Here is a 12,970-nt window from a genome sequence, read left to right on the forward strand (position 1 = left end):
TGGTACGAGATTCACGCCAAGAAACCTCTCAGCAGCGCCTCCGAACCCGCGATGTGCTCTTCCATCGCCCTGGTCGCCTCCTCGGGATTGCCGCGAAGGATCGCCTTCACGATGGCTTCGTGCTGCTCGTTCGAGTGGATGATGTTCGGCGCGAGCAAAGGGATGCCGTCGAGCAGCTCGTTCACGCGCATCCGAATGTCGGCGACCAAAGGCACAAGACTCGGCGAGCCGACGAGTTCAGCGATGAGAAGGTGCAGCCGGGAATCGCTGCGACGATAGTCGGAAGGCTCCGCGGCGGAACACTCCTGAAGCGCCTGCCACAGGCTGTCTCGCTGGGGGCCGGTCAATTCGCTGAGCGCTGCCTGTCGCGCCGCCCCGACCTCGAGGATCGCGCGCAGCACGAGGGTGTCTTCGAGCTCGGCCCTGGGCACCGAACGTCGCGGGGCGACACCCTCTTCCGTTACGACCGGCGTGAGTTCGGGCAGCGCGTCCACAACAAATGTGCCGCCATAGCGCCCGCGCCGAGAGGCGAGGTACCCGGCATCGGTGAGCGCGGCGATCGCGTCTCGCACGGTGTCGCGGCTGACCCCGAGCATCGTGGCGAGCACCCGCTCGGCAGGGAGTCGCTCCCCCGGGCCGATGAGTCCGAGCCGCACCGACTGGAGCAGCCGCTGCATCGTCTCCTCGAACACGTTTGCCGACCGCGCGGGCCGCAGAAGCAGCTCGGCGGCAAGCAGCTCCTGGGGCGCCTCGTCGAGCGGCGCCCGCTCAGCAGCGCCGTTCGGCTCCTCGCCATTGGCCGCCATCACAGCGGGGTCACATAGGCAGAGCTGATGCCGCCGTCGACGAGGAACGTCGACCCCGTGATGAACGACGAGTCATCGCTCGCGAGAAACGCGACCGACGCCGCAAGCTCCTCGGGTTCGGCGAATCGACCGAGAGGGATGTGAACGAGGCGACGCTGGGCGCGCTCCTGGTCTTTGGCAAACAATTCCTGCAGAAGTGGCGTGTTGACGGGGCCTGGACACAGGGCGTTGACGCGAATACCCTGACGCGCGAATTGAACTCCGAGCTCGCGGCTGAGGGCAAGCACTCCTCCTTTGGAGGCTGTGTACGAGATCTGCGACGTCGCCGAGCCGAGTACGGCGACGAACGAGGCGGTGTTGATGATCGACCCCTTGCCCTGCCGCGTCATATGCCTCAGCGCCGCGCGGCAACAGAGGTAGACAGACTTGAGGTTGACGTCTTGCACTTTCTGCCAGGCGGGCAACTCGGTCGTCTCGATCGAGTCGTCATCGGGCGGGGAGATGCCCGCGTTGTTGAACGCGATGTCCACCGAGCCATACGTCTCAGCGGCGGTGTCGAAGAGCGCATTGACCTGCTCTTCGTCCGTGACATCAACCCGCACGAACAGCCCACCAACCAGTTCGGCGGCGGCCTCCCCGCCGACCGCATCCATGTCACCGATGACGACCGTGGCCCCCTCGGCGGCGAACCTCTTGGCCGTTGCTAGGCCGATGCCGCTCGCTCCCCCCGTGATCACGGCAACACGCCCCGCTAGGCGCTGCGTGAGGTTGATCGTCTCAATTCCCGTCATGGCTCTTCCCCTCTTAGACAACGATGCTTGGTCGATCTCAGTCGACAGCGATAAAAACGTTCTTGGTCTCGGTGAAGCTCAGTGGGGCATCCGGCCCCAGCTCGCGCCCGAGACCGGACTGCTTGAACCCACCGAACGGCGTGCTGTACCGAACGGATGAGTGCGAATTGACCGAGAGATTGCCCGACTCCACGGCCCGCGCAACCCGTAGCGCACGACCGACATCGCGGGTCCAGAGCGAACCAGACAGCCCGTATTCGGTGTCGTTGGCCAGCGCGATCGCGTCGGCCTCGTCGTCGAAGGGAAGCACCGTGACAACGGGCCCGAAGATCTCCTCCCGCACCGTGCGGTCATTGCGACCTGGCGTAAGAACGGTCGGCGCCAGCCAGAAGCCCGGGCCCTCCGGCGCGCTGCCCCTGAACGCAACCGGGGCATCGTCTGGCAGGTAACCGCACACGGAATCGAAGTGAGCGCGCGAGACGAGCGGCCCCATCTCTGTCGACTCGAGCATGGGGTCACCGACGGCGACGCCGGCGACGGCAGGTTCCAGTAACTCCATGAAGCGCTCGTAAGCGCTGCGCTCCACGAGGATGCGGCTGCGCGCGCAGCAATCCTGGCCGGCGTTCTCGAACACGCCATACGGCGCCTGCGCCGCGGCCTTCTCCAGGTCGGAATCCGCAAAAACGATGTTGGCGCTCTTGCCGCCGAGTTCGAGGGTGACGCGTTTGACCTGCTGCGCGCATCCGGCCATGATCTGTTTTCCTACGGCTGTCGACCCGGTGAAGACGACCTTGCGCACTGTCGGGTTCGTGACGAATCTCTCGCCGACGACCGAGCCGCGACCAGGCAGCACCTGAAAGAGCCCCTCCGGCAGGCCGGATTCGAGGGCGAGCTGGGCGAGACGGATGCTTGTGAGGGGCGTCCACTCGGCCGGCTTGAGCACGACGGCGTTGCCTGCGGCAAGTGCGGGGGCGAACCCCCACGCCGCAATGGTCATCGGAAAGTTCCACGGCGTGATCACGCCGACCACACCGAGCGGCTCGTGGAACGTCATATCGATGCCGCCCGCCACCGGGATCTGTTGGCCAAACAGCCGCTCGGGCGCCGCCGAGTAATACTCGAGCACGTCCCGAACGTGGCCGGCCTCCCAGCGCGCCTGACCGATCGGATGCCCGGAATTGCGCACCTCGGTGAGCGCAAGGTTCTCAAGGTCGCCGTCGACGGCGGCCGCAAAGCGCCGCAGGGCCCTCGCCCGGTCCACGGGCGCCACGGCGGCCCACGCCCGCTGGGCGACGGACGCGGCGGCGATCGCCTCGTCCGTCTGCTCCGCGCCCCAGTGCTCGACGGTCTCAACGACCGATTCATTGGCCGGATTGATTACGGTGTAGCTCATCGCCCGCTCCCCTGTTCTCGCTGCCTGGCATGCTCCCGCGCCGCCTCCACCAGCCCCGCGAAGAGCCGTCGGTCTTCGACATTTTCTTCGGGATGCCACTGCACCCCGATTCCAAAGCCGTCGCCCTCGATCTCGACCGCCTCGATGACGCCGTCTTCACTCCTCGCAGTAACAGTGAGCCCTGCCGCGACCTCATCGATGGCCTGGTGGTGGTAGACGTGCACCGAGAGCGGCTCCTCGCCCTGTCGGAGCAGGCGTCCGATCTGAGAGTCAGGCTCGACCGCGACATCCTTTCGACCGAATTGGCCGGGGGCAGGCTGATAGTCGTCGCTCCCCACAACGTCGGGAACATGCTGATGCAAGGTGCCCCCGAGCGCCACGTTGAGCATTTGAACACCCCGGCAGATCCCCAAAAACGGCACTCCGGAGGCAACCGCCTCACTCAGCAGCGCGTCTTCCCACGCATCACGATCATCCCTCGGCAGACCCGTTCGTTCGTGGGGCTGCTGGCCATAGAGCGCTGGGTTCACATCGGCACCGCCGGAGATGATCAGCCCGTCGAGTCTCGACAGCACTGCGCGGGCGATGCTCGGGGACGACGGCTGGGGCGGCAGCAGCACGGCGACCCCGCCAGCCTCGGTGACCCCGTCGATATAGACCTTGGGCAAGAACGCCGCCTGAACATCCCACACGCCTGTTTGGGCCTGTTCCAGGTAACTCGATATGCCGATGAGGGGAGGCGCTGCGGCGACCTGGCGCCCCGGCGCGTGATCAGAGTCGTTCAAAGCCGCGAAACCTCTCCCAATCGGTGACAGCGGAGTCGAAAGCACGCAGCTCGACCCGCGCATTGTGCACGTAGTGATCGACAACGGCATCGCCAAACGCCGCCCTGGCTATCGCCGATTGTTCGAACAGGTCGGCGGCCTCCCGCAGGCTGGTCGGGACACGGGGGGCGTTGCCGGTGTAAGCATTGCCCGTGGTCGGAGGCTCGAGTTCGAGCTCGTTGTCGATGCCGTGAAGGCCTGCGGCGAGCAGGGCGGCGACCGCGAGGTACTGATTGACGTCGGCACCAGGAACGCGGTTTTCTACCCGCAGGGCGCCAGGACCGCCGACCACGCGGAGGGCGCAACTGCGATTATCGAGACCCCAGGCCACGGCGGTCGGAGCAAAGCTCCCGTCAACGAATCGTTTGTACGAGTTGATGTTGGGGGCAAAGAACAGGGTGAGCTCCTGCATCGCCGCGAGTTGGCCGGCCACGAAGTGCCTGAACACCTTCGACATGCCGAACTCTTCGGCTTCGTCATAGAAGATCGCCTCGCCACTCTCGCGGCGGAGCGAGACATGGATGTGGCAGCTACTGCCCTCTCGCTCGTTGAACTTGGCCATAAACGTGAGGCTCTTGCCATGGGCATCGGCTATCTCCTTTGCCCCGTTCTTATAGACCGAGTGGTTGTCGCACGTGGTCAGCGCATCGGCATAGCGAAAGCCGATCTCCTGCTGGCCCAGATTGCATTCGCCTTTGACTCCCTCGCAATACATGCCGGCTCCGTCCATGGAGCGTCGGATGTCGCGGAGCAGCGGTTCCATGCGCGTCGATCCCAGCATCGAATAGTCGATGTTGTAGTCGCTCGCTGGGGTCAGGTCGCGATAGCCGCTTGCCCACGCATCGCGATACGGGGTGTCGAACACGATGAACTCGAGCTCGGTGGCGGCGAACGAGACGAGCCCTTGGGCGGCGAGCCTGTCGAGCTGGCTAGTGAGTATCTGTCGCGGAGATTCAGCGACGGGTGTGCCATCGAGCCACTGCAAATCGGCCGTGACCATGGCGGTCGCCGTGAGCCACGGTGCGCGCCTCAGCGTTGCGAGGTCGGGGATCATGGCCATATCGCCGTAGCCACGATCCCAGCCAGAAATGGCATAGCCGTCGACCGTGTTGTTATCGACGTCGACGGCGAGGAGATAGTTGCAGCATTCGGCGCCGTGGGTGGCAACCTCTTCGACGAAAAGCCGCGCCGATACCCGTTTTCCTACGAGGCGTCCCTGCATGTCGGTGAAAGCAACGATCACGGTATCGACATCGCCAGCCGCGACCTGCTCGTGGAGTTGCTCGAGGGAAAGGGGTGCAGATCGTTGACTCATGCGCGGCTCCCGTAACGGTGGCTAAACACAGCATCCCGCCCGCCAATGGGCGACATGCAGACCATTACAGCACACGCGGTATCGATCTGAGCGTCATCTTGCGGCCACAATGGTTGTTCCGTTCGGCCAATGAAAGCCCTATAGTCACCCCAACGAACCCACAGGCAGCTCGAAGCCCTGAAAGTCGCGGGCATGAGCACCGACGCAAAGGAAAACGGGATGACAAAAGACACCCTGCGAGTCTCGGGCGTGAAATATACGAGCGCTGCGAGCGGCTACTTCGAGAAACGCCAGCTCAAGCGTTCGGCGGGGGTCTGGGGGTTGTGGGGCCTCGCCGTCGCCGCCGTCATCTCTGGCGACTTCTCCGGCTGGAACTTTGGCATCGCCTACGCCGGGTTCGGGGAATGCTCATCGCCTTTGCTCTGCTCGTCATCATGTATTACGGCATGATCTTCTCCATCGGCGAGATGGCGTCAGCGATGCCACACACGGGCGGCGCCTATTCGTTCTCGCGCGCGGCCATGGGGCCATGGGGCGGCTTCGTCACTGGGCTCGCCGAAACGATCGAATACGTTGCAACCACGGCCGTGATCGTGTTCTTCTCGGCGTCATACGCCGACGGAATCACGCAAGAACTGCTCGGCTTTAGCATGCCTCCCTGGGCCTGGTGGCTCATCCTCTACGCCCTGTTTATCGCACTTAACACCGCGGGCGCAGCGATCTCGTTCCGCTTCGCGATCATCGTCTCGATCATCTCGATCGGCATTCTGCTGGTGTTCGCAGCCATGGCCGTCTTCTCTGGCCTCTTCTCGTGGGACAACCTGTTCGACATCGCGCCCGACGCCGGCCAGAGCGAGTTCTTGCCTCACGGGGTGCTGCCGATTCTCTTCGCCCTGCCCTTCGCAATGTGGTTCTTCTTGGGAATCGAAGAACTGCCGCTCGCGGCAGAAGAAGCTCACGACCCGGTGCGGGACATTCCCCGCGCGGGGCTCTGGGCCCGGGGAACGCTCATCGTCACAGGCCTGCTCGTGCTCTTTCTCAACACCGGAATTCTCGGGGCTGAGGTCACGGGAGCCGCGAGCGAACCGCTTCTCGACGGCTTTCGGGTGATCGTGGGCGACGAGCTAGCAGCAGTGCTCGCCCTGTTCGCTCTCGTCGGTCTCTTTGCCTCGCTGCAGGGCATCATGTTCGCCTACGGACGCAACATGTACTCCCTCTCCCGTGCCGGGTACTACCCCAAGTTCCTCTCCCTGACCGGCAAGCGACAGACCCCCTGGGTGGCTCTGCTCGCCGGGGCGCTTATCGGGTTCGTCGCGCTCTACGTGGTCGATTTTCTCGGCAGCATCGATGAAGAAGGGGCCGGTGCCGTAGCCGGTGCCATCGTGCTCAACATCGCCGTCTGGGGCGCTGTGCTCGCCTACCTGTTGCAGATGATCTCGTTTGTGATTCTGCGCAAGCGATACCCCAATGCGAAGCGGCCCTACCGCAGCCCATGGGGTGTGCCGGGCGCTGTCGTCGCAGCGCTGCTCTCCGCGCTCATCTTCTTGGGGTTCCTGCTCAACCCCGACTTCCAGCCCGCGGTTATCGCTATCGCCGTCGTCTACGTCGTCATGCTCATCGGCTTCGCCGTGTGGGGACGCAACCGCCTCATCCTCTCTCCGGAGGAGGAATATGCGGTCTCGGGAGGCCTGCACGGCGACCCCCAGGCGGAGGGGTATGGAGGCACAATCGAGGACGAGTTGCTGGCGAAAGACGGCAAAGACTAAAGGTCGGAATGAGGCGCCGGGGTTTCGCAGGCAGCGACACCCCGGCCCCGCAATCGTGCATACTGACCCCGCACAGACGAAAGGTTAGTGATGTCACCCTCTGCCGAGCCATCCGGGCGAAACCGGGTCATTGACGACGCCCGCAACCGTGGGCTTTCGGTCGAGATCGTAGAACGTGGCCCGGCGGCCAGCCTTGCCGAAGCGGCCACGGCACTCGGCATCCACCCCTCCGACATCGTAAAAACGCTCGTGGTCAAAAAGAAAGACGGCACGTTTCTTTTTGCGCTCGTGCCCGGTGACCGCCAAATCTCCTGGCCCAAGCTGCGTGCGCTCGTCGGCACCAACAAACTGTCGATGCCCGATCAGCACACGGCGTTCGAGGCGACGGGCTACGAGCGCGGCACCATTACGCCGCTCGGGAGCGTTACCGCATGGCCGATCTACGCCGACGAGCGGATGAGCGGCAAACGCATATCGCTCGGCGCAGGAGAACACGGCGTGAGCCTATTCGTCGACGCCGATTCGCTGATCAGCGCATTTCGCGCCATCGTGGCCGACCTCACCGACCCGATCGACTGACCGCACGCACGCGGGCTACGTCTGCAGGGGCACCGCCGGCACAATGCAGGTGTCCCCCTCGCAGGCGACCGCGCTGGGGTCTCCCAGCATGGTGAAAGTGCCTGAGGGAGCATCCGCCTCGGGTGCTGTGCTCACTCTGCAGCCGCCTTCTCATCGCGCACCTGCTGGAGCACCTGGGCAAACGTCGCGGCGTCCTGGGCTCCCGAGACGCCATACTTGCCGTCGATCACAAAGAAGGGAACGCCCTGGATGCCGTAGGCAGTGGCCTGCGCGACATCCGCTTTAACCGCAGCGAGGTATTCGTTTTCCTCGAGCGAGCGCACGACATCGGCACGGTCGAAGCCGAGTTCGGCCGCGATGTCGGCCAGATCCTGGATGCGGCCGACGTGCTCACCGTTGACGAAGTATGCCTTGAGGAGGCGCTCCTTCATCTCAAGCTGGCGGCCGTGCGCCTTCGCGTAGTGAAGGAGTTCATGCGCTTTGACCGTGTTGGTCTGGTGCACGGAGTCGTAGTCATAATCGAGGCCAACCGAGGCCGCCACGTTTGTGACCTGCGTGAGCATCTGCTCGACCTGCGCCAGCGGCATGCCCTTGCGCTCGGAGAGGTATTCAGCGGGCGATCCGGCGAAGTCGACGGGCGTATCGGGGGCCAACTCATAGGAGTGGTATTCGACCTCGACGTCGCCGCCAAACTGCTGCGCGCCCGATTCGAATTTGCGCTTGCCGATATAGCACCAGGGGCACTGCACGTCGGACCAGATATCGACCTTGATGGGGGCTTTTGGCTTATTCGATTCGCTCACATGGACCCCAACGACAAGAGCGCCCGTGGCATTCCCGCCACGAGCGCTCTTGAGGGGTAAGGGCTAACCGATGAGCTTCTCGGCGAGGTACCCGCGAATGCGATCGAGGGATACCCGCTCCTGCTGCATCGTGTCGCGCTCGCGCACCGTGACGGCCTTGTCGTCGAGAGTGTCGAAGTCGACGGTGATGCAGAACGGCGTGCCGATCTCATCCTGGCGACGGTAACGGCGGCCGATCGCTCCGGCGTCGTCGAAGTCGATGTTCCACGACTTGCGGAGGTCGGCAGCAAGGTCCTTGGCCAGCGGCGACAGCTGCTCGTTGCGGCTGAGCGGCAGCACCGCAGCCTTGACCGGAGCCAGACGCGGGTCGAGGCGCAGGACGGTGCGCTTGTCAACGCCGCCCTTGGCGTTGGGCGCCTCGTCCTCGTAGAACGCGTCGACGAGGAAGGCCATCATCGAGCGGGTGAGACCGAACGACGGCTCGATCACGTGAGGCGTGTAGCGCTCCCCCGTTGCCTGGTCGAAGTAGCTGAGCTCGGTGCCCGACGCCTTGCTGTGCGCGCCGAGGTCGAAGTCGGTGCGGTTGGCGACGCCCATGAGCTCGCCCCACTCTGAACCCTGGAAGCCGAAGCGGTACTCGAAGTCGATCGTTCCGGCCGAGTAGTGAGCACGCTCATCCTCTGGCACATCGAAACGACGCATGTTCTCGGGCTTGATGCCGAGGTCAATGAACCAGTTCCAGCAGGTCTCCACCCACTCCTTGAAATAGGTGTCGGCCTCATCCGGTGCAGTGAAGTACTCGATCTCCATCTGTTCGAACTCGCGGGTGCGAAAGATGAAGTTGCCGGGAGTGATCTCGTTGCGGAACGCCTTGCCGATCTGGCCGATGCCGAACGGGGGCTTCTTGCGCGACACTGTGAGCACGTTGTTGAAGTTAACGAAGATGCCCTGGGCGGTCTCGGGGCGCAGGTAGTTGAGCCCGGCCTCGCTGTCGACGGGGCCGAGGAACGTCTTCATAAGCCCTGAGAAGAGCTGCGGCTCGGTGAACTGGCCGCGCGTTCCACAGTTGGGGCACGCGATCTCGCTCATGCCGTCCTTGGGCTCGCGTCCCTTCTTAGCCTCGAAGGCCTCGATCAGGTGGTCCTGACGAAAACGGTGGTGGCACGAGGTGCACTCGACGAGCGGGTCAGTGAACGTCGCCACGTGACCGGATGCTTCCCACACCTGCTTGGGAAGAATCACCGAAGAGTCGAGGCCGACCATGTCTTCGCGTCCGCGCACGAAGGTCTGCCACCACTCGCGCTTGATGTTCTCCTTGAGCTCCACACCGAGGGGCCCGTAGTCCCACGCTGAGCGGGAACCGCCGTAAATTTCACCCGCCTGAAAGACAAAGCCCCGGCGCTTGGCCAGGGAGATAACGGAATCGAGGGGTGAGGCGTCGGCCACGTGATGCTCCAAAGGTCAGCCGCACTGGATGCGCGGTCGAAAGAAAGTGATACCCCCAGCCTAGTTGCCCGCGGGGTCTTCACCTGCCGAGGATCTCGGCGACCTGCTGCACATCGCTTTCGTCGTTCCACAGGTGAAACGCGGCACGTGCCCGACCGGCTCGACCCGAAATGCGCACCCCCGCCTGCGTGAGCTTGGCGACTTCGCTGCCATCGGCATCCGCCCACGTGACGATGGCCTGGTGTTGCTGTGCGATGCCCAACAGATCGCACAGCTGGTCGCCGAGTGCACTGCACCGCTGCCAGATCTCGGCGATATCAAGGTCGGCGAACATGCGGATTGCTGGCTCGGCACCGACCCAGCAGGGCCAGGCCGGCGAGACGTCGAAACGGCGCGCGTCAGGGGCCAGCGTCATTGCGGGGCCGTAGATGGACCCCCAAATCTGCTCGCCGGCGTACCACCCCGCCTGCACGGGGACGAGCTGGCGGGCGAAGTCGTCGCCAACCGCCATGAACGCCACCCCGCGGGGAGAGCAGAGCCACTTGTAGGCGTGGCACACGGTTGCATCAAATCGGGTCGCATCGACGGGATGGACCCCGGCAGCCTGGGTGACATCGCACAGTGTGAACGCCCCCGCACGCTGCGCCGCGTCCTCGATGGCATCGACATCGGCCACCTCGCCCGTCTTCGATTGCACGAGCGAAAACGCGACGAGCCAGGTCTGCGGGCCGATCTCGCCCGCTATGTCGCGGAGCGGAACGCTGCGCACCCTCAGGTCGGAGCGCTGCAGAAAGGGAAAGACAATCGACGTGAAGTCGTTCTCAACGCAGAGGATTTCGGCGCCGCGCGGTGCCGAAAGCGCGACGACACTGGCCATGACCGACGTCTGCGACCCAATCGCCACCTGCTCGCGTGGGACTCCGATCAGTCGCGCAAAGTGCGCTCGAGTGCTCTCGACGGTCGGCTCATAGCCCATCGGGTCACGCTGGCCCGACTGCCACAGCTCTTGATCGTGTGCCATCGCAGAAACCGTGTCGGCGGTGGGTATCCCCATCGACGCGGCCGCGAGGTAGCCCCGGGCTGCGGACGGAGCGAACTGGGCGATTGCCGCGCTGAGTTCGGGCGAGGGCGACAGAAGCGTTGAGGCCATGCCCCCATCCTGCCTGTCGAACGGCCACGATTCGGCATTGGAATCTGCTAATTCGGTCGAGATACGCCGATTTCTTGCACGCGGACGACGGCAGTGCGCACTGCCGACGCCACCTCAGCCATCTGGCCAGCATCCGATTCGTGGCCGAGGGTGAAGCGCACGGCCGTGTGCGCCACATCGGGGTGATTCCCATAGCGGTGAGCGCGGTCGATGGGTCGCTCGACCCCGCTGCGCATGCGGAACCGCTCGACACGATCACCCCCAGCTGCTCAAGCTCCAGCAGCACGGCCTCGCCGCTCGTGCCCTCGAAGCAGAACGATGCGGATGTCGGCAGCCTCAGCACGGAATGCCCTGTGAGCCGCGCACCCGGCACGGTGGCGAGAACGGCCTCAATGAACTGGTCCCTGACCACACTCAGGCGCGCGCCAGCAACGGCACGATCCGCCTCAGCGAGCGTCAGTGCGGTGGCGAGTCCCACGGCCCCTGCCACGTTCTCCGTGCCGGAGCGCCGGCCGCGCTCCTGACCGCCGCCGTGGATAAGGGGTTCGATCGGTGTACCCGCTCGAAGGATAAGCGCGCCGACTCCCTTGGGCGCGCCCAGTTTGTGGCCTGCGATGGTCACCGCAGAGGCGGGGAGTCCGCCCCGGCCGAGACCAAGCCACCCCGCTGCCTGCACCGCATCGGTGTGAAAGGCCGCGCCCTGACTCCGGGCTACATCAGCAATGAGGGCGACCGGCTGCACCGTGCCCACTTCGTTGTGGGCGTATATGACGCTCACGAGCGTGGTGTCTGGCCGCAAAGCTTCTGCAACATCGTCGGCGTGAACCAACCCGTCGCGGTCGACCCCGATCTCGGTGACCTCGAACCCGTGCAGCCGGGCAAGGTAGGCGCACGACTCCAGCACAGACGGGTGCTCGATCGCTGAGACGACGAGGTGACGACCGCGCGGATTGGCCAGGGAGATGCCCTTGATCGCCAGATTGTTCGATTCCGTACCGCCGCCCGTGAAGATCACCTCGGCCGGTCGACATTCGAAGATCGAGGCGATCTGCTCGCGAGCCCAGAGGAGGGCTCGCGACGCCGACTCACCCACCGAGTGATGGCTAGACGGATTGCCGAACTCGGTGCTGAGATACGGCCACATTGCCTCCAACACCTCGCGGCGCACAGGAGACGTGGCGGCATGGTCGAGGTAGAGCGTCATCAGACCGTCACTCCACCGCGATGTCGAGACCGAGGTCGAGGGCCCGAACGCTGTGGGTCAGCGCGCCTACGGAGATGATGTCGACCCCCGTTGCCGCGATGTCTGCGACCGTTGTGAGGTTCACTCCCCCGCTGGCCTCAATAATCGCCCGGCCGGCGATCATCGCCACCGCCTCGCGGAGCTGCTCGAGCGAGAAGTTATCGAGCATTATCGTGTCGATTCCCGCGGCCAGTACAGGCTCGATCTGTTCGATGCGATCAACCTCCACCTCGAAGTGCACCGTGTGTCCCACCCTCTCGCGGGACTCCCTCAGCGATTCAGTGAGGTCACGCCCTCCCCGCGTCAGCACAGCGAGGTGATTGTCTTTGGCGAGCACGGCATCCGACAGCGAGAAGCGGTGATTGCTCCCGCCGCCGCAGCGCACCGCGTGGCGTTCGAGCACCCTGAGCCCCGGCGTGGTCTTGCGTGTGTCGACGATCGTCGCAGCGGTTCCCGCGACTGCGGCAACATAGCGTGCCGTCTCGGTGGCGATTCCGCTCATGCGCTGGGCCAGATTGAGGCCAACGCGCTCCGCCCGCAATACCGCGCGAGCATTGCCCGTCACGGTCGCGAGGACGGCCCCCGCGCTGAACCCGTCGCCGTCGGCGGCATGCAGCTCAACCCGGGCATCCGGATCTGTCGCGTGCATCGCTGCGGTAAATACACCGATGCCCGCGAGCACTCCTGCCTCCCGAGCCACGAGCGTTGCCGTCGCTACGGCGTTGGCGGGAATGAGGTTGTCGCTCGTCACGTCTCCCCATGGAGCATCCTCGGCGAGGGCACTGTGAACGACGGAACCGATTGCGGCGGGACTCAGCACGAGACGGCCACCTTTCTTGGGGCGGTGATCGTGG

General features: G+C 64.6%; 11 protein-coding genes and 1 pseudogene. 2 read left to right on the forward strand and 10 right to left on the reverse strand.

Features of this window, described 5'->3' with window-relative positions; genetic code table 11:
* Positions 1 to 11: 11 nt before the first annotated feature.
* From C2138_RS07390 to C2138_RS07410, 5 genes are read right to left on the reverse strand one after another with little or no spacing between them, the layout of a single operon-like run.
* Positions 12 to 806 carry a FadR/GntR family transcriptional regulator gene (locus tag C2138_RS07390; RefSeq protein ID WP_108516715.1) on the reverse strand — a complete coding sequence of 265 codons (795 nt, stop codon included), beginning with the start codon at positions 804 to 806 and terminating at the stop codon, positions 12 to 14.
* Complete coding sequence (locus C2138_RS07395; RefSeq protein WP_108516716.1) at positions 806 to 1,597, reverse strand: 3-oxoacyl-ACP reductase; 792 nt, start codon at positions 1,595 to 1,597, stop codon at positions 806 to 808. The genes C2138_RS07390 and C2138_RS07395 overlap by 1 nt, the downstream gene beginning before the upstream one ends.
* Before the next feature lie 37 nt (positions 1,598 to 1,634).
* The gene (locus C2138_RS07400) at positions 1,635 to 2,990 is read right to left on the reverse strand and encodes an aldehyde dehydrogenase family protein (protein ID WP_108516718.1); all 1,356 of its coding nucleotides are present in this window, start codon (positions 2,988 to 2,990) and stop codon (positions 1,635 to 1,637) included.
* Entirely contained in the window at positions 2,987 to 3,775 is a 789-nt protein-coding gene (locus C2138_RS07405; protein ID WP_241961072.1) for a gamma-glutamyl-gamma-aminobutyrate hydrolase family protein, read from the reverse strand. The genes C2138_RS07400 and C2138_RS07405 overlap by 4 nt, the downstream gene beginning before the upstream one ends.
* Positions 3,762 to 5,129 carry a glutamine synthetase family protein gene (locus tag C2138_RS07410; protein WP_108516721.1) on the reverse strand — a complete coding sequence of 456 codons (1,368 nt, stop codon included), beginning with the start codon at positions 5,127 to 5,129 and terminating at the stop codon, positions 3,762 to 3,764. The genes C2138_RS07405 and C2138_RS07410 overlap by 14 nt, the downstream gene beginning before the upstream one ends.
* 219 nt (positions 5,130 to 5,348) lie before the next feature.
* Here C2138_RS07410 and C2138_RS07415 point away from each other — a divergent pair.
* A pseudogene (locus tag C2138_RS07415) lies at positions 5,349 to 6,895 on the forward strand (amino acid permease).
* Positions 6,896 to 6,985: 90 nt separating this feature from the next.
* Positions 6,986 to 7,474 (forward strand): aminoacyl-tRNA deacylase, encoded by a 489-nt coding sequence (locus C2138_RS07420; protein ID WP_108516722.1) that lies wholly within the window; start codon positions 6,986 to 6,988, stop codon positions 7,472 to 7,474.
* 131 nt (positions 7,475 to 7,605) lie between these two features.
* Here C2138_RS07420 and C2138_RS07425 read toward each other — a convergent pair whose 3' ends face one another.
* The 5 genes from C2138_RS07425 to nadC all read right to left on the reverse strand — a co-directional run bounded on the left by C2138_RS07425 (position 7,606) and on the right by nadC (position 12,936).
* Positions 7,606 to 8,277: a DsbA family oxidoreductase gene (locus tag C2138_RS07425; RefSeq protein WP_108516724.1), complete on the reverse strand. Its 672-nt coding sequence runs from the start codon at positions 8,275 to 8,277 to the stop codon at positions 7,606 to 7,608.
* Positions 8,278 to 8,340: 63 nt separating this feature from the next.
* The gene (locus C2138_RS07430; protein ID WP_108516725.1) at positions 8,341 to 9,723 is read right to left on the reverse strand and encodes a glycine--tRNA ligase; all 1,383 of its coding nucleotides are present in this window, start codon (positions 9,721 to 9,723) and stop codon (positions 8,341 to 8,343) included.
* Between the two features lie 79 nt (positions 9,724 to 9,802).
* The gene (locus C2138_RS07435; RefSeq protein ID WP_241961217.1) at positions 9,803 to 10,744 is read right to left on the reverse strand and encodes an aminotransferase class V-fold PLP-dependent enzyme; all 942 of its coding nucleotides are present in this window, start codon (positions 10,742 to 10,744) and stop codon (positions 9,803 to 9,805) included.
* Positions 10,704 to 12,077, reverse strand: coding sequence for a cysteine desulfurase family protein (locus C2138_RS07440; protein WP_422395395.1), 1,374 nt, complete (start codon positions 12,075 to 12,077; stop codon positions 10,704 to 10,706). Before C2138_RS07440 ends, C2138_RS07435 begins: the two co-directional genes overlap by 41 nt.
* Before the next feature lie 7 nt (positions 12,078 to 12,084).
* Positions 12,085 to 12,936 carry a carboxylating nicotinate-nucleotide diphosphorylase gene (nadC, locus tag C2138_RS07445; RefSeq protein WP_199286514.1) on the reverse strand — a complete coding sequence of 284 codons (852 nt, stop codon included), beginning with the start codon at positions 12,934 to 12,936 and terminating at the stop codon, positions 12,085 to 12,087.
* Positions 12,937 to 12,970: the final 34 nt, after the last annotated feature.

Source organism: Salinibacterium hongtaonis (assembly GCF_003065485.1).
GTDB lineage: Bacteria > Actinomycetota > Actinomycetes > Actinomycetales > Microbacteriaceae > Homoserinimonas > Homoserinimonas hongtaonis.

Bases quoted from the DNA above. Each gene is read 5' to 3' on its own strand.
- C2138_RS07390 (WP_108516715.1), bottom strand. From the start codon at position 806: ATGGCGGCCAATGGCGAGGAGCCGAACGGCGCTGCTGAGCGGGCGCCG.
- C2138_RS07395 (WP_108516716.1), bottom strand. From the start codon at position 1,597: ATGACGGGAATTGAGACGATCAACCTCACGCAGCGCCTAGCGGGGCGT.
- C2138_RS07400 (WP_108516718.1), bottom strand. From the start codon at position 2,990: ATGAGCTACACCGTAATCAATCCGGCCAATGAATCGGTCGTTGAGACC.
- C2138_RS07410 (WP_108516721.1), bottom strand. From the start codon at position 5,129: ATGAGTCAACGATCTGCACCCCTTTCCCTCGAGCAACTCCACGAGCAG.
- C2138_RS07420 (WP_108516722.1), top strand. From the start codon at position 6,986: ATGTCACCCTCTGCCGAGCCATCCGGGCGAAACCGGGTCATTGACGAC.
- C2138_RS07435 (WP_241961217.1), bottom strand. From the start codon at position 10,744: ATGGCACACGATCAAGAGCTGTGGCAGTCGGGCCAGCGTGACCCGATG.
- C2138_RS07440 (WP_422395395.1), bottom strand. From the start codon at position 12,077: ATGACGCTCTACCTCGACCATGCCGCCACGTCTCCTGTGCGCCGCGAG.